This window comes from Dyella sp. CR10, assembly GCF_055814425.1.
This window is the reverse complement of sequence record NZ_CP185986.1, coordinates 388,550-404,486: the sequence shown is the minus strand read 5'-3', so window position 1 is coordinate 404,486 and position 15,937 is coordinate 388,550. Positions and strand designations below refer to the sequence as shown.

Sequence of the window (15,937 nt, the reverse complement as noted above, 5' to 3'; positions counted from 1 at the left end):
CTCCTGTCTGACAACGTTGTCAATCATGTCTCGCGCAAGACTGCGGCGGCGCGCACGCTTTTGCGGCGGATGCACATGACCACGCCGCCGCGCACGTCGCGGCGAGGTGAAGAGGCCATCAAGAGCGAGCTATCGGCGCCCGCCGCTGACGCGGTCGCGGCCTTCGAGGTCGGTGGCGGTGAACACCTCGGCATAGCCGGCGCGCTTCAGCAGCGCGCGCACCGCGCCGCCCTGGTTCCAGCCATGCTCCATCAGCAGCCAGCCACCCGCTTCGAGATGAGCCGGCGCGCCGGCGACGATCTTGCGGATCGCATCCAGGCCATCGGCGCCGGAGGCCAGCGCGGCGGCCGGCTCGAAACGCAGGTCGCCCTGCTCGAGATGAGGATCGGCCGCTTCGATATAGGGCGGATTGGACACGATCAGGTCGAAGCGCTCGCCGGACAACGGTGTCATCCAGGTTCCCTGCAGGAACCGCACGCGCGTCAGACCCAGGCGCTGCGCATTGCCGCGCGCGACCGCGAGCGCTTCCGCGCTCAGGTCCACCGCGCTCACGCTGGCCAGCGGGCGTTCGTGCGCGATGGCCAGCGCGATCGCACCGCTGCCGGTACCCAGATCCACGACGCGTCGCGCATCGCCGGCCGGCAGACGCTCCAACGCCAGCTCGACCAGCAGCTCGGTTTCCGGCCGCGGGATCAGCGTCGCCGGCGTGACCTCCAGCTCCAGCGACCAGAAGCCGCGGCGGCCGGTGATGTAAGCCACCGGCTCGCCGGCTTCGCGTCGGGTCACCATGGCCTCGAACAACGCGCGCGTGGTTTCGTCCAGCACGTCGGTGTCGTGTGCGATCAGCCAGCTGCGTGGCTTGTCCAGCGCATGCAGCAGCAGCGCCTCGGCATCGATCCGGTCGCCAAGGCGTCGCGTCGCCGCGGCCAGCATGCTGCGTACGTCAGCCATCCTGGCGCGGCTCTTCCGACGGCGCCTGCGGCGGCAGCTCCGGAGGCATCGCCACCTTCGGCTCACGCTTGCGCCAGTAGCCCCCGCGCGTCCACGCCTCGAAGCCCCAGCGCAGCCAGCCGATCAGCGCGTTGGCCAGCCACAGCGCCCACAGCAGCATGGCGATCTTGTAGGCCCATAGAGACACGCTGAGCACGCCGCCGCGCGGCAGTGCGTCGGTGGTCTGGTCGGCGAACCAGCGTAGCTGCCATGCGCTGGAACCGTTGCCCGCGACATGCATGTCCGGCAGACCGAGCAGTCCCTTCGGCACGGCCGAGACCAGCACGGCCAGCGCGATCGCGGTGAACAGCGCCAGGCCAATCTGCAGCAGGTTGAAGCCCGTGGCGCCCAGCCGTTGCGATGGCGCATGGCGCGCACGCAGGCCCAGCACGATCAGCCATGCGACCACCAGCGCATACGCGCTCCAGGCAAAGGCCGAGAAACCCAGCCCCAGCAGCAGCCAGTGATGGAAGCGCAACGGCGTGGGCGCATAGCGCGCGAGCAGCCAGGCGGCCAGCAGCAGCACGACCAGCTGCGACCAGTACAGCACTGCCGGTCCCGCGGTCGGCCCCCAGGTCCACAGCACCCAGCGATCCTCCGGCAGGTTCAGGCCCAGGTACAGGTTCGCCGCAGGCGCACCCAGTGCCAGCTGCGCGCTGCGCGTGGCGGTGGCGATGCCGCGCGGCTCGCGCAGGCGCAGCTCGAAACTGTGCGTGCCCGGCAGCAGCGGCAGGCTCAGCTTGCCGTCGCGCACCGCGAGGCTCAGCGGCTGGCCGTCGCGCCGCGCCTCCAGCAGCTCCGCGCCGGCAGGCAGCGCGATGGCGTGCTCACCGCCGCGCGTGCTGCGGGCGAGCAGCTTCATGCTCGTCTCGGTGGCGCGGTCGCCCACCGCGCTTTCGATGCTCACTTCGTCGAATGCGAGGCTGTCGCCGGCGATCGCTTTCGGCTGGGTCAACACCAGCTGCAGCGTCTCGCCCGGCAGCGGCTGATAGGAAAGACCGTCGTCAGTCTGTTCCGCCGGCACGCCATCGCCCTGCACGTGCCACATCGGAGCCGCCTGCACGACCCATTGCTCGGCACGCTCGCCGAGCGCGGGCGCGTTCAGCGTCAGCTTGTCGGAGCGATCGAGTCGGCTGGTCCAGCTCACCGATTCCTGGCCGCCATTGAAAGTCACGCCGATGCGGCCGTCGCGCACGCGCGCGCCGTCGCCCAGCGGATGCTCACCAGGCAGCAGCGGCAAGTCGAGGCTGAAGCCGCCGCTCTCCGGCGCGATGCGCTCGACCGTGGTTTCCACCGTCCAATCTACGCCAAGCACCAGATTGCGACGCACACGCACGAACGGCGGGAAAGCCTGCTCCGTGGCAGCCACTTCCTTGCCGTCCGCGCCGGCACGCACGCGGTGCAGCGAAAGGCTGTCGCCCAGCGCCCGCCCTTCGTCCACGCCATCGATCGCCCAGCCCTGGCCCGCGAAGCCGACGCGCTGCGGATGCAGGGCGAACCGCAGGCTTACCGTATCGGCCGCCACGGCGCGATAGCGCAGTGCAACGCGATGCACGCCGCGATCGATGCGTACGAAAGGTTGCTCGCCACGCCGCGCCAACGCCGCGTCCCCGCGACCGTCCACGCCCACGCTTTGCAATGACAAGGCCGCATCGACCTGCGGCAGCGGCACCGCCACCGGCGCGCCCGCGTGCACTTCGAGATCGACGTCGATCTGGTCGCCGTTCGCCTGTACCTGGACGGAGGCGAACGCCGCGCAGTTCGGCACGCATTTCGGCGCCTCGGTTAGGCGCTGACGCAGCTGCTGCAAGAGCGCATCGTTAGGCAACGCATCCTGGGCGTGCGTGACGTGCGGCGCCAGCGCGAGCAGCACCAGCGCGGCGCTCGCGCGGCCGAATGGCCAGCGCGGGGCCGTGCTGTCCGTCGAACGGAACACGCGCAGCACGACGCGCGCGAGCAGCGCCGCCAGCAGCACCAGCATGGCGAAGCGCAGCAGGCGCACCAGCCACGCGGGAGCGATCACCAGGCGCGTGGTCTGCTCAGCTGTGACCGGACCGGACCAGCCCAGGCTGTAGTTGTTGCCGACGTCCCATGACGCTTCGCCATGGCCGGCCTGGATAATGCTGTGCGTATCGGTCTGGTCGCGCAGACGCGGGCCCTGCAGCACCGAGGCCATCACCGTGACGCTCGACAGCGCGCCGGCTTCGCCACCGGAAGACGATGCATTGGCGTCCGACGGCGGGGCGGCCGGCGCCGGCGGGGGCGGGGGCGCACGTCTGGCCATTAGCTTCGGCGCCGGTTCCGCCGGTGCGACCGCGGCGACTTCGTCCTGCGTCGGTTCGGGAGCCGCGGCGGGTACCGGCGCCGTGCTGGCCTCCTCGACCGCGGTCGCCGAACGGGCAATCAGCTCGGTGCCCTCGAGCTGCGGATGCAGCACCTCGTCCATCTGCCTCGCCGCGAACGGCAGCGACCACAGCACCGCCAATGCCAGCGCCGCGCCGGTGCCGATGCGCGCGCCGAGGCGCAGCTTGCCCTCCGGCAGCGCGCGCGCCAGCAGCGCCAGTGCCAGGGCCACGCCCAGTGTCCAGCGCGGCGCGCCGAGTTCATGCTGCGACAAGGCGAGGAAACCCACCGCGAGCAGCGCCCACGGCCAGCCGAGCAGGCGGCCGGCGAGCAACGCGATCAGTGCCACGATGAACAGATCGAGCAGACTCCACTGCGCAATCCACGAATCCGGTGAACGGTCCGCGCCCGGCGCGCCGAGCAAGCGGTAGCCATACGGCAGGTGCAGGGTCGCATCGATGTTTTCCAGTGGCAGCTGCCAGCCGCCACTGGGCAGCCGGCCGCCCTGCGGCACACGCAGCCCCGCGTGGAGATCCAGCTCGCTGTCGCGCAGCTCCACGCCGCTGCGGCCGCTGCCGCCTTCGGTCACCAGCAATGGCGTTTCGCCCTGCATGGCACGTTGCAGCTGCCATGGCGCGCCCGCATCCAGGCGCTGGGTTCTGCGCAGCGTGCCGATGAGGTGATCGCTGACGTTCAGTCCACGTCCGTCGAAGTCCAGCCAGATCTCGCGCGCCACCTTGACCTGATCGCCCTGCCCGCCTTCGCTGCCGCGGGTGCCCTGTTCGATCGCCAGGCCCTGGCCGTCGTCCAGCGCGAATGCGGGCAGTTCGCGCCACTCGCCGGGCACGCCGGCCTGCGCCGCATCGGTGGACTGGCCTTCGATGCGCGTGCTGCGCAGCGCGGTGTCATCCTGGTAACTCCAGATTTCCTGGCGCGGCCATGGCTCGGCCGGCAACTTCAGCGCGACCTGCTTGAGCACGTCGGTGCCGCGCGCCATGAGGTTCAGGGTCCACTGGCCGGGACGCAGCTGGATGCGCAACCGGCCGTCGCTTTCCAGCCGCGCCGGCAGATCGCCGGACAATGCCGTCGCCACGAAACCCTGCGGCAGCGCCGGCCCCAGCAGTTGCTCGCGCGCGCTACCGGTGACGTTGATCTGCAGACGCGTCTCCAGCGATGACGGGAGGCCATCCTCCAGGCGTCGATACACGTGCAGAGCGATAGCGTCGGCCGCGCGCTGCGCCTCGGCCGCCTCGCCCAGGGTGAGCTGGTCGCCATTGCGCTCGATGCGGCTCACCGCCGCGCCGTCCACCTGGAGAGCGACCAGCCCGATCGACGCCGGCACGCGCAGGCGTGCCGGACGCGCCGACCACGGCAGCGCGCCACGCAGGCTGTAATCGCCCGGCTCCAGCCATACGGCCGGCTCGCCGCCGCGGTCGAGCACCGCCAGCCCCTTCGCGCCGGCGCTCACCTGCTGAGGCCAGCTGCGCGCGTCACCCGGAAGGCTCACCCAGCTGGGCGCGTCGACGTGCACGTCGAGCGCGAAGCGGCCGCCATCCTTGCCAGCCTCCACGTCCAGACGGCCCGGCCAGGCGCACTGCACATTGCCGGGCCCCTGGTTGGCAAGGAACGGACAGGCATGCTGCGGCACGTCGTGCAGCACCCATGCCTGCCAGTCACGCAGCGGCGGCGGCACGTCCTGCGCCAGCAGCGGCGCGGCAAGCGCCCACAGACCCAACAACCATCCCCTTCGACGCATACCTGTCTCCCTGTGGCCAGCGGTGGCCGCGACGCAGTGTAGGTGGAACGGCGCCGCCGGGGACAAGGTCCGGGCAGCGCCTGGATAGATGCAACGGCGCCGATGGCGCGGTGGGGTTTGCAGGGGACGCAAAAAAACCGGGCGGCTCGCGCCGCCCGGTTTCATCGATGCACTGCCTGTTGCTCAGCGCAGGATCGCGGCCGGATCCTGCTTGGCCTTCAGCGCGGAGCACAGCAGCGTGGCCTCGGTGTTCTGGGCCAGGCCGCGCTCGGCGCCGGTGACTTCCTTCGCGCGGGTCTTGAAGAACTCCTGCAGGCGATCGGCCTCGGCCTTCGAGCAACCGCCACCGCCCATCAGGCCCGGCAGACGACCGCCAGCGAAGCTGCCGGTGCGGGCCACGATCTTGTCGTAGTTGGCTACCGACCAGTTCCACATCGCATCGCGACCGGCCTGGGTATCGCGGTTACCCATCAACAGGGCGGCCATCTCGCCGACCTTCACCTGCTTGTCGAGCGAGAAGTCGCGCACCTGCTTGGACAGCGCCGCATCCTCGGCCTGTGCCAGGCCGGCGAGGATCGCATTGCGCTGCGCCGGATCGCTGGTCTTGGGCAGCTCGGCCATCAGCGTATCCACAGCGCTCTTGCCGTGCTGCTGCACGGCCACGCCGAGGGCGGCACCAAGCAGGTTGGAGTCGGCGGCGGCGAAGTTCAGGCGACCGTCGGCATTCGGCTTGAGCACGGAGTCGCCCTGCTTGAGCAGTTCCGCACGTACTTCCGGCAGCTTCACGTCCAGGCCGAGGAAATTGGCCAGGGTCGCGCGCTGCAGCGAATCGCCGTCCGGCTCGCCGTCCTTGCGCTTGTAGCCCAGGCGCTGCATCTCCGGCAGGTAGGACGACTTCGCCCAGGCCACCAGCTTGGCGCGCTGCGCATCGGTAGTGGCCAGCTGGTTATAGATCCAGTTGAAGGTGCTCAGCGGTGCGGTGGACACCTCGCGGGTCTTGGAGCCGGTGAGCGGCTTCAACGCGGCCAGCGCGGCGCCGGCGTCGACGTCGCCGCGCTTGAACGCGGCATTGATCGCATCGGCATAGGCCAGCTGCTCGGCGTCGTCGAGCTTGCCGATCTGCTTGCCGAGGTTGGCCAGGTCGCCCTTGTCCATGCTGAAGCGGTAGTAGCCGGTGCCGTTGGCGTTGGGCATCACCCAGCTCTGCGCGGTGGCGCCCGGCAGGGCCATCGTGCCCTGCGCCTTGTTCAGCAGTTCGCAGCTGACCTTGCTGCCGTCGGCGGTGCTGTAGCGCACGCACACCGGCACGCCCCACAGATGGTTGGCGTCGCCGGTGCTGCCGGCGGGCAGGTAGCGGCTCTGGCTCAGGTGCAGCACGGTCTTGCCGCCTTCCTGCGCCAGCTTGGTCTGTACATACGGCACGCCCGGCTGGTTGAGGAAGCTCTTGAAGGCCTCCTTGAAATCGTTGCCCTTGTCGGCGGCCTTGGCGATGGAGTCGACCAGGTCGTCCGCGGTGGCGTTGCTGAACTTGTGATCCTGGATATAGGCGCGCATGCCCTTCTGGAACACCGGCTCGCTCACATAGCCTTCGAACATGCCCAGCACCGCGGCACCCTTCTGGTAGGTGATGCCGTCGAACGCGGTCTCGATGTCGCCGTTGCCAGTGATCGGCTGGCGGATCTTGCGCGTGGAAACGAGGCTGTCGCCGTTCATCGCCCCCTGCGCGCCGCGCACGCGATCGAGGTCGGCGCGGTATTCCGGATGCACCTTCTGGGTGACCTTCTGCTGCATCCAGGTGGCGAAGGCTTCGTTGAGCCACAGGTCATCCCACCAGCCCATGGTCACGGTGTCGCCGGTCCACTGGTGAGCCAGCTCATGCGCGGTGACGTTGAAAGAACCACGCACGTACTGGGCGGCCGAATCCTTGTCCAGCAGCAACAGCCAGTCGCGGAAGGTGACCAGGCCAGGGTTTTCCATCGCGCCGGCGGAGAAGTCGGGCGCGGCGAGCAGATCGAGCTTGTCGAACGGATAGCCGAAGCCGTAGTAGTCCTCGAGTGCCTTGATGATGCTGGGCGTCTCGCCCAGCACATGCTCCATGCGGTGGCCTTCGCCCTTGGCAGCGATGCCGCGCAGATCGGTGGCCTGCTTGCGGTATTCGGAAGCGGGAATGGTCGGGCCGTTGACCACGTCCCACGGACCCACGCCGAATGCGACCAGATAGGTCGGCAGCGGCTGGGTGGTGGCGAAGGTGAGGGTCTTCCAGCCGTCGCCAGCCTTCTCTTCCTTCATCTGCTTGGTGTTGGCAATGCCGACCTCGTCGTTCGGGATGGTCAGCTTCAGGTCGAACGGCGTCTTGAACGACGGCTCGTCGAAGCCCGGGAAGGCGAAGCGCGCGCTGATCGGCTCCATCTGCGTCATCGCGTACGGCTGGCCTTCGTGACTGACCTTGTACAGGCCCTGCAGCTGCTGATTGAGCGGCGCGGTGTACTCGATCGCCACGCTCAGTTCCTGCGGCTGCAGGGTGGTGCCGAAGTCGATGCGCACCACGCCTTCCTTCGGCGCGACGTCCACGTATTTGGCGGCGTGCGTCTTGCCCTTGGCGTCGGTGACGGTGACCTTGCTCACCTTCAGCTCGCGGCCGTGCATCCAGATGTGATCAGCAGCCTGAGTCAGCTTGAGCTTGATGGTCGTGGCGCCGGAGAAATCCTGCTGCTTCGGGTCCACCTTGAACGCCAGCTGGTAGGACTCCGGCATTGCCCAGCGCGGCAGCTTGCCTTGCGGCTGGTCGTTGGCGGGCGTGGCAGCCAGGGCTGCGCCGCAGGACGCGGCAAGGACGCTCAGCACGAGCGGGCGGACGAGACGACGCATGAGATTTTCCCCAGGGGACACAAAGAGCCATTCACGCTAGGTGGAGGCGTGACTTCGGACACAGTGCCAGAAGGCATGCCCATCCTCGCTGCCGCGCAGCACGACACGGCGGCAGACCTCGGCGGGCACAAAAAAACCGGTGGCGAAAGGGGGATTCGCCACCGGTGGGAGCGCCGCGCGCCTGCGGGGGAGGGAGAGGTTGGCGCGCGGGTGGAGCAACTTGCGATGGACGAAGCCTAGGCCGTCGCTTCATATTGCTCCAATTGATTGTTCTCATGATCATGATAGATTGAAGCTATTGAAGTTCTTTCCGGCGGCAAGTCCATGAATCTGCGCGATCTCCAATACCTGGTGGCCCTGGCCGAACATCGCCACTTCGGCCGCGCGGCCGAGGCCAGCTTCGTCAGCCAGCCCACCCTGTCCACCCAGATCAAGAAGCTGGAGGACGAGCTGGGCGTGCCGCTGGTCGAACGCACGCCGCGCAAGGTGCTGCTGACCGAGACCGGCCGCGAGATCGCCCGCCGCGCACGTGGCGTGCTGGCGGAAGTCGATGAGATCAAGGCGATCGCGCAGCGCACCCGCGATCCGGAATCCGGCACATTGCGCCTGGGCATCTTCCCGACGCTTGGTCCCTACCTGCTGCCGCATCTGGTGCCGCTGGTGCGCACGCGCTTCCCGCGACTGGAATTGCTGCTGGTCGAAGAAAAGACCGAGCAGGTGATCCGCATGCTGCGCGAAGGCTCGCTGGACGTGGGCGTGCTTGCCCTGCCCTTGCACGAAGACAGCCTGCATACCGAATTTCTGTTCGAGGAACCCTTCGTGCTGGCGGTGCCGGAAAGCCACCCGCTCGCGCATGGCAAGAAGCAGCGCCTGAAGCTGGGCGATCTGGAAGACGAAAGCCTGCTGCTGCTGGAAGACGGCCATTGCATGCGCGATCAGGCGCTGGAGGTGTGCCAGCTGGCCGGCGCGGGCGAGAAGTCGGGCTTCCGCGCCACCAGTCTCGAGACGCTGCGGCAGATGGTGGCCGCCAATGTCGGTATCACGCTTTTGCCGACGCTGGCGATCAAGCCGCCGGTGGCGCGCACCGACAACGTGCACCTGATCGAATTCGCCGGCCATGCACCCAGCCGGCGCATCGCGCTGGTATGGCGCAAGAGCTCGTCCATGGGTTCGTTCCTGAAGCGATTCGCCGAGGTCGTGCGCGGCATTCCCGCCGATTTGCTGCAGCCGCAGCTAAGCGAGAGCAAAGCCGCAAAACGCGCACACACCCCGGCCTGACGCCGTGAAGGGGATGTGCAACCGCACATCATCCGCACGTTAAACGGCAGGCCCGCCCGCGGGCCTGCCCCTCATCCGCCCTTCAGATTTCTACGCAAACAATCCGCGAGATTGTTCGCTCACGTTGCTTCGAGTCTGAACAAAACAAAGGGGGGCAGAAGGACCGCCATTGATCGCCATGCCGCGGAAGCGGCATAGCGCCCGGCGCCTGCGGTCATCGGCGGTGGATCCTTTCAGTCAGAGGTGAGTGCGGACTATGCCTGGCATCTTTACGGTCTCGCTGGATCTTGAGCTCTACTGGGGCGTGCGCGATGCGCGCAGCATCGAGAGCTACGAGGCGAACCTGCGCGGCGAACGCGATGCCATCCAGGGCATGCTGGACCTCTTCGAAGAGCACGATGTCCATGCCACCTGGGCGACGCTGGGTTTTCTGTTCTACAAGGACGCTGACGAACTCAAGCAGCATCTTCCCGAGGTCTTGCCCGACTATCGCCACGGACAGTTGTCGTCGTATCACTACCTGCGGGATCACGCCTGGGACGGCAAGCACGACGGCTATCACTTCGCGCCCGAGATGATCGAACTGATCCGCCGCTACGACGGCCAGGAAATCGGCACACACACCTTTTCCCACTACTACTGCCTGGAAGAAGGCCAGACGATCGAAGCGTTCCGCGCCGACCTGCGCGCTGCGCTCGCCGCGGCCCAGGCATGGGGCATCCCGATCGCCAGCCTGGTTTTTCCGCGCAACCAGAGCAATCCGGCTTACCTCGACGTGCTCGAGGAACTGGGCATCACCTGCTATCGCGGCAACGAGGACGCCCCGTTCTACACGCCGCGCAACCAGCGCGAGCAGAATCTGTTCGTGCGCGCCTCGCGGCTGCTCGATGCGTACCTCAACATGAGCGGCTACAACACCCACACGCTGGCCGATTGCGCGCGCAGCAAGCCGTTCAATATCCCGTCGAGCCGCTTTCTGCGCCCCTATTCGCGCACGCTTGCCCCGCTCGAAGGCCTGCGTCTGCGGCGCATCAAGCGCGCCATGCACGACGCGGCGACCGGCGACCGGCTGTTCCACCTCTGGTGGCACCCGCACAATTTCGGCGCGAATACCGAACACAACCTTGCCTGCCTGGGTGAGATCCTCGGCTACTTCGGCTATCTGAGGGAGCGCTACGGCATGCAATCGCTCAACATGGGCGAAGTGGCCTGTCTGCTGGAGGAACTGCATGCCGCCTAGGCCAAGGATCGCCTTGCTTGCCGGCGATGGCTGGTCGACTCGCGCGATGTATCACAGCCTGCGCGACGACTTCGACATCGTGGCGGTCATCCTGGAGAACAAGCCGTCGGCACGGAAGATGCTGCGCCATCGCGTGCGCAAGCTCGGCCTCGTGGAAACCGCCGGGCAGTTCGCTTTCATTCTTTACAGCCGCCTGCTGGCCCGTGCCGCGCAGCCGCGCATCGAAGCCCTGTTGGGACGATATGGCCTGTCGGACGCGCCCATTCCCGAGGCGGCGATCACCCGCGTGGAAAGCGTCAACGACCACCGCGTGACGAAGCTGCTCCGCGAACTGGCACCGCAAGCGGTAGTAGTGAACGGCACGCGCATCCTGTCGAAGAAGCTGCTCGCCGCGGTGCGCGCCCCGTTCATCAACACCCACATGGGCATCACGCCGGCGTATCGCGGCGTGCACGGCGGCTATTGGGCGCTGGCCAGCGACGACCGCGCGCGCTGCGGCGTCACGGTGCATCTGGTGGACGAAGGCGTGGATACCGGCGGCATCCTCTACCAGGCGCGCATCGAGGTGACAGAGAAAGACAGCTTCGCCACCTATCCCGTGCTGCAGCTGGCGGCGGCGGTGCCATCGATGAAGGCCGCGCTGGTCGACGCTGCCGAAGACCGGCTCTCGCCACGCGCGGGCGAGGGGCCGTCGCAGCAGTGGTATCACCCCACGCTCTGGGGCTACTGGAAAACGCGACTGTCGCGCGGCGTGAAGTGAAATGGAGAGCGCCCTGGAAGGCGCTCCCATTCGCGGTCAGGTCGCCAGACCGATCGGACAGCTCACGCCCGTGCCGCCCAGTCCGCAATAGCCTTGCGGATGCTTGGACAGATACTGCTGGTGGTCTTCCTCGGCGTAGTAGAACGGGCCGGCATTCGCGATCTCGGTGGTGATGCGGCCATGGCCAGCGCGATCGAGTTCGGCCTGATAGCGCCGCAGCGAGGCTTCGGCCGCCTCGCGTTGCGCCGGCGTGGACGTATAGATGGCCGAACGGTATTGCGTGCCAGTGTCGTTGCCCTGGCGCATGCCCTGGGTCGGGTCGTGACTTTCCCAGAACATGCGCAACAAGGTGTCGATGTCGATCTGCCGCGGGTCGTACACCACCTGCACCACTTCCGCGTGCCCCGTTTCGCCGGAGCACACTTCGCGATAGGTGGGATTGGGCGTATAGCCGCCGGCGTAACCGACCGCCGTGGTCAGCACGCCGGGCAGATTCCAGAACTTGCGCTCCGCACCCCAGAAGCAACCCATGCCGAACTGCAGCACGTCACTGTCCGCGAATGCGTCGGGCGTCAGCGGACGGCCGTGCACGTGGTGCGCCGCGGGTGGCGCGATCGGCTGCGCGCGACCGGGCAAAGCGTCTTCGCGGCGTGGCATGCGTTGTTTCCAGGCGCCGATACCGAGCATGACATTCTCCTGCTTTTCGAGAGACATACGAAGTGGCGTCGACCGGTGCGCTTCTCAACGCCTCCGCGCGGCGTTCAGTAACGCAACAAGGCGTGCAGCGGCGTGTCGCCGGGAAGCCGGTGGCGTCCGCTCAGGCCCTCCAGCTCGATCACCACGCTGGCGCCCACGCGCACCGCGCCGAGGGTTTCCACCAATCGGCAGGCCGCGTCCAGGGTGCCACCGGTCGCCAGCACGTCGTCGACGATCAGCACTCTTTCGCCCGGACGCAGTGCATCGTTACGCGCCTCGAGGCGGTCCTTGCCGTATTCAAGCGCGTAATCCACTGACACCACCGGTGGCGGCAGCTTGTTCGGCTTGCGCAGCGGCACGAAGCCCGCGTGCAGCTTCTGCGCCAGCGCGGCGCCGAAGATGAAGCCACGCGACTCGATGCCGCATACCGCCTGCACGCCGCTGCCCTGCCACGGCTCGGCCAGCGCGTCAATGCAGCGCGCGAAACCGCCGGCATCGGCCAGCAGCGGCGTGATGTCGCGAAACACCACGCCCGGTTGCGGAAAGTCGGGGACGGCGCGGATCAGCGCCTCGATCAGTTGCATGCTCGATGCCATGGAAAGCCGGCCAGCAGGGGAAGGAACGCGCAAGGATAGCGCGCCGGCGGGCGGTGTCAGGCCAGGACGAATGCCGGCGAATCGTCGTCCGCGACTTCGTCGATGGCGTGCCGCGCATCGGCCAGCTGGCGCTCCACTTCGCGTACCACCGCTTCGGCGGCGGGAAGGCTCGCTTCCGGCACCAGCACCGCAACGTAATCGAGCGCCGGCAGATTGCCGACCGCGCCGGTGAGGTACTCGCCGGACACGAAGGCGGGGATATCTGCTCGTTCCAGCGCATCCTTCACCAGGTGGGCGTCGATCAGGGTCTCGGCTCGGTAGGCGATGCGCATGGGCCGCACGCTACCCCGCCCGTAGAGCGCGTTCAAGAGCGCCGCGCCGGCCGTCCGGCCAGTGGCGAGGCGGGGGCACGCTGCACTAAGGTCGGCCCCGAGATGGCACTTCGGGGGAAGCGGCAGGAATGGCGAAGGCGGCGCAGGAAGGACACCTGAGATTCGTCAGGCGGGTCTACCGGATGCGCCTGGTGGGTCTTGCCCTGGGCGCCCTGCCCGTGGCCAGCGTGCTGTACCAGCTGCACGCCGCGTGGTGGACCATGGCGCTGCTCGCCGTCAATGCGCTGCTTTGGCCGCACGCGGCCTATCTGCTGGCTTCGCGCGCGGCGCGTCCGATCGATGCCGAGCACGCCAACATGATGGTCGATGGCGCGATGGGCGGCGTCTGGGTGGCGCTGATGCAGTTCAACCTGCTGCCCAGCGCGCTGCTGATCTCCATGATGGCGATGGACCGGATCTCCGCCGGCGGCTGGCGGCTGGTGCTCAAGGCGCTCGCGCTGCAGGCAGCCGTGTGCCTGGCGACGTGGTGGCTGAACGGGTTCCGCCTGCAGCCGGCGAGCAGCATGCTCAACGTCGCTACCAGCATCCCGATGCTGATGATCTACCCGATATGGTTGAGCCTGGTGAATTTCACCCTGGCACAACGCGTGCGCCAGCAGAACCGCCAACTGGACCAGCTCAGCCGCACCGACGCGCTCACCGGCCTGAACAACCGCAACCAATGGCTGGAGGCCGCCGCCGTCGAATGGCTGCGCTACCAGCGCAATCAGCGCCCCGCCGCACTGATCCTGCTGGACGTGGACGGCTTCAAGCAGATCAACGATCGCTACGGCCATGCCGCTGGCGATCAGCTGCTGGGCGATCTGGCGCGCCTGCTGCAGCGCGGCTTGCGCGACGTGGACACGCCTGGACGCATCGGCGGCGACGAGTTCGGCATCGTGCTGCCGGAAACCGACCTGGAGCGCGCCAGCGCCGTGGCCGAGCGGATCCGCCTGCTGGCGGAGAACAGCCGGCCCGACCGTGCCGGCACGCCCATTCCGTGGACGATCAGCCTCGGCGTGGCGGCGATCTCCGAGGAGTCCACCGACGTCGGCGTCTGGATGCGCCAGGCCGACCTCGCGCTCTACCGGGCCAAGGCCCAAGGTCGCAACCGCGTCTGCGTGGCCGCCAGTCGCGGCGGCGGCCATCCGGTGACGGCGACGCCGGCGTGAAACCCGGCTCCGGCCCGTCTGCGGGCGGCCGGGGGGAGAAGACGCGGAGGAAAGGGTAAACTTGGCTGTTTCAGCCAATCACCCGCGAGCCCGCTCCGATGTCGAACGAAAATCACGCCGCCGAAACCACGACCACCAGCGCCGCGCCGGCCGAGGGGCAACGTGACTTCGTGCGCCAGATCATTCGCGACGACCTGGCGACCGGCAAGCACCACGCCATCCGCACGCGCTTCCCGCCCGAGCCCAACGGCTACCTGCACATCGGCCATGCCAAGGCGATCTGCCTGAACTTCGGCATTGCCGGCGAATTCGCCGGCTGGTGCAACCTGCGCCTGGACGACACCAATCCGGGCAAGGAAGACCCCGAATTCGTCGAAGGCATCAAGGATGACGTGCGCTGGCTAGGCTACGACTGGCACGACCTGCGCCATGCCTCCGACTACTTCGAGGTGTTCTACCGCGCCGCGCTCAAGCTGATCGAGGACGGCCACGCCTACGTCGACGACCTCAATGCCGAGGAGATGCGCGAATACCGCGGCACGCTCACCGCGCCGGGCCGCAACTCGCCGTATCGCGAGCGCAGCGTGGAAGAGAACCTGGACCTGTTCCGCCGCATGCGCGCGGGCGAGTTCGCCGACGGCGCCAAGACGCTGCGCGCTAAGATCGACATGGCCTCGGGCAACATCAACATGCGCGATCCGGCGATCTACCGCATCCGCCGCATTGCGCACCAGAACACCGGCGATGCCTGGCCGATCTACCCGATGTACGACTACGCACACTGCCTGTCGGACGCGCTCGAAGGCATCACCCATTCGCTGTGCACGCTGGAGTTCGAGGATCATCGCCCGCTGTACGACTGGTTCGTCGACAAGGTGGACCTGGTCAACCATCCGGAACTGTGGACTCATCTGCGCGAGGAAGGCTTCAAGACCGAGCCGGCCAAGCCGCGTCAGATCGAGTTCTCGCGCCTCAACCTCAGCTATTGCATCACCAGCAAGCGCAAGCTCGCCCAGCTGGTGAACGAAGGCCTCGTGGACGGTTGGGACGACCCGCGCATGAACACTTTGCGCGGCCTGCGCCGCCGCGGCTTCACGCCGGGCGGCATTCGCCTGCTGATCGAGCGCCTGGGCGTGAGCAAGCAGAACAGCGTGATCGATTACGCCATCTTCGAGAACTGCGTACGCGAAGACCTCGACGCCGCCGCGCCGCGCCGCATGGCCGTGCTCGATCCGCTCAAGCTGGTGATCGCCAACCTGCCCGAAGACCACGAAGAAACGCTGAGCTTCGCCAACCATCCCAAAGACGAAAGCTTCGGCACGCGCGAAGTGCCGTTTTCGCGCGAGCTGTGGATCGAGCGCGAAGATTTCGCCGAGGTGCCGCCGAAGGGCTTCCACCGCCTCAAGCCCGAGGGCGAGGTACGCCTGCGCGGCGTGGGTATCGTCAAGTGCGACGAACTGGTGAAGGATGCCGCCGGCAACGTGATCGAGCTGCGCTGCACGCTCGATCTCGAATCGCGCCACGGCATGCCCGGCGCGGACCGCAAGGTGAAGGGCACCATCCACTGGGTGAGCGCGCGCCACGCGGTGGCCGCCGAAGTACGCATCTACGATCGCCTGTTCAATGTGGCCGCGCCGGACGACGAGAGCGACGGCAAGACCTGGATCGAACACATCAACCCCGACGCCAAGCGCATCGTGCAGGCCTGGGTGGAGCCTGCCGCGGCCGTTGCCGCGCCGGAGCAGCGCTTCCAGTTCGAGCGCCTGGGCTACTTCGTCGCCGACCGCGTCGAGCATCGCGCGGACAAGCCGGTGTTCAACCGCACGGTGACGCTGCGCGATACCTGGGCCAAGCAGGGAGCGTGAGC

At 67.7% G+C, this 15,937-nt stretch carries 11 protein-coding genes; 5 read left to right on the top strand and 6 right to left on the bottom strand.

What is annotated here, in order from left to right; translation table 11 throughout:
• Positions 1 to 129: 129 nt before the first annotated feature.
• From prmC to ACNR9O_RS01750, 3 genes are all read right to left on the bottom strand, one after another.
• Positions 130 to 951: a peptide chain release factor N(5)-glutamine methyltransferase gene (gene prmC / locus ACNR9O_RS01760; RefSeq protein WP_473683516.1), complete on the bottom strand. Its 822-nt coding sequence runs from the start codon at positions 949 to 951 to the stop codon at positions 130 to 132.
• The gene (locus tag ACNR9O_RS01755; RefSeq protein WP_473683518.1) at positions 944 to 5,089 is read right to left on the bottom strand and encodes a hypothetical protein; all 4,146 of its coding nucleotides are present in this window, start codon (positions 5,087 to 5,089) and stop codon (positions 944 to 946) included. Before ACNR9O_RS01755 ends, prmC begins: the two co-directional genes overlap by 8 nt.
• 183 nt (positions 5,090 to 5,272) lie before the next feature.
• Positions 5,273 to 7,957 carry a M1 family metallopeptidase gene (locus ACNR9O_RS01750; protein WP_473683520.1) on the bottom strand — a complete coding sequence of 895 codons (2,685 nt, stop codon included), beginning with the start codon at positions 7,955 to 7,957 and terminating at the stop codon, positions 5,273 to 5,275.
• 324 nt (positions 7,958 to 8,281) lie between these two features.
• Between ACNR9O_RS01750 and oxyR the strand changes: the two genes are divergently transcribed.
• The 3 genes from oxyR (at position 8,282) to ACNR9O_RS01735 (ending at position 11,235) form a co-directional block, all read left to right on the top strand.
• Positions 8,282 to 9,235 (top strand): DNA-binding transcriptional regulator OxyR, encoded by a 954-nt coding sequence (gene oxyR / locus ACNR9O_RS01745; RefSeq protein WP_473683522.1) that lies wholly within the window; start codon positions 8,282 to 8,284, stop codon positions 9,233 to 9,235.
• A 256-nt stretch (positions 9,236 to 9,491) separates the two neighbouring features.
• Positions 9,492 to 10,475, top strand: coding sequence for a polysaccharide deacetylase family protein (locus ACNR9O_RS01740; protein ID WP_473683524.1), 984 nt, complete (start codon positions 9,492 to 9,494; stop codon positions 10,473 to 10,475).
• Positions 10,465 to 11,235 (top strand): formyl transferase, encoded by a 771-nt coding sequence (locus ACNR9O_RS01735; protein WP_473683527.1) that lies wholly within the window; start codon positions 10,465 to 10,467, stop codon positions 11,233 to 11,235. Before ACNR9O_RS01740 ends, ACNR9O_RS01735 begins: the two co-directional genes overlap by 11 nt.
• A gap of 36 nt (positions 11,236 to 11,271) precedes the next feature.
• Here ACNR9O_RS01735 and msrA read toward each other — a convergent pair whose 3' ends face one another.
• The 3 genes from msrA to ACNR9O_RS01720 all read right to left on the bottom strand — a co-directional run bounded on the left by msrA (position 11,272) and on the right by ACNR9O_RS01720 (position 12,859).
• A complete protein-coding gene (msrA, locus tag ACNR9O_RS01730) occupies positions 11,272 to 11,922 on the bottom strand; it encodes a peptide-methionine (S)-S-oxide reductase MsrA (RefSeq protein WP_473683529.1) in 651 nt (216 codons plus the stop codon).
• A 74-nt stretch (positions 11,923 to 11,996) separates the two neighbouring features.
• Complete coding sequence (locus ACNR9O_RS01725; RefSeq protein ID WP_473683531.1) at positions 11,997 to 12,515, bottom strand: adenine phosphoribosyltransferase; 519 nt, start codon at positions 12,513 to 12,515, stop codon at positions 11,997 to 11,999.
• 68 nt (positions 12,516 to 12,583) lie between these two features.
• Complete coding sequence (locus tag ACNR9O_RS01720) at positions 12,584 to 12,859, bottom strand: putative signal transducing protein (protein ID WP_473683533.1); 276 nt, start codon at positions 12,857 to 12,859, stop codon at positions 12,584 to 12,586.
• A 128-nt stretch (positions 12,860 to 12,987) separates the two neighbouring features.
• Between ACNR9O_RS01720 and ACNR9O_RS01715 the strand changes: the two genes are divergently transcribed.
• Complete coding sequence (locus ACNR9O_RS01715) at positions 12,988 to 14,070, top strand: diguanylate cyclase (protein ID WP_473683535.1); 1,083 nt, start codon at positions 12,988 to 12,990, stop codon at positions 14,068 to 14,070.
• A 98-nt stretch (positions 14,071 to 14,168) separates the two neighbouring features.
• A complete protein-coding gene (locus tag ACNR9O_RS01710; RefSeq protein WP_473683537.1) occupies positions 14,169 to 15,935 on the top strand; it encodes a glutamine--tRNA ligase/YqeY domain fusion protein in 1,767 nt (588 codons plus the stop codon).
• Positions 15,936 to 15,937 lie beyond the last annotated feature (2 nt).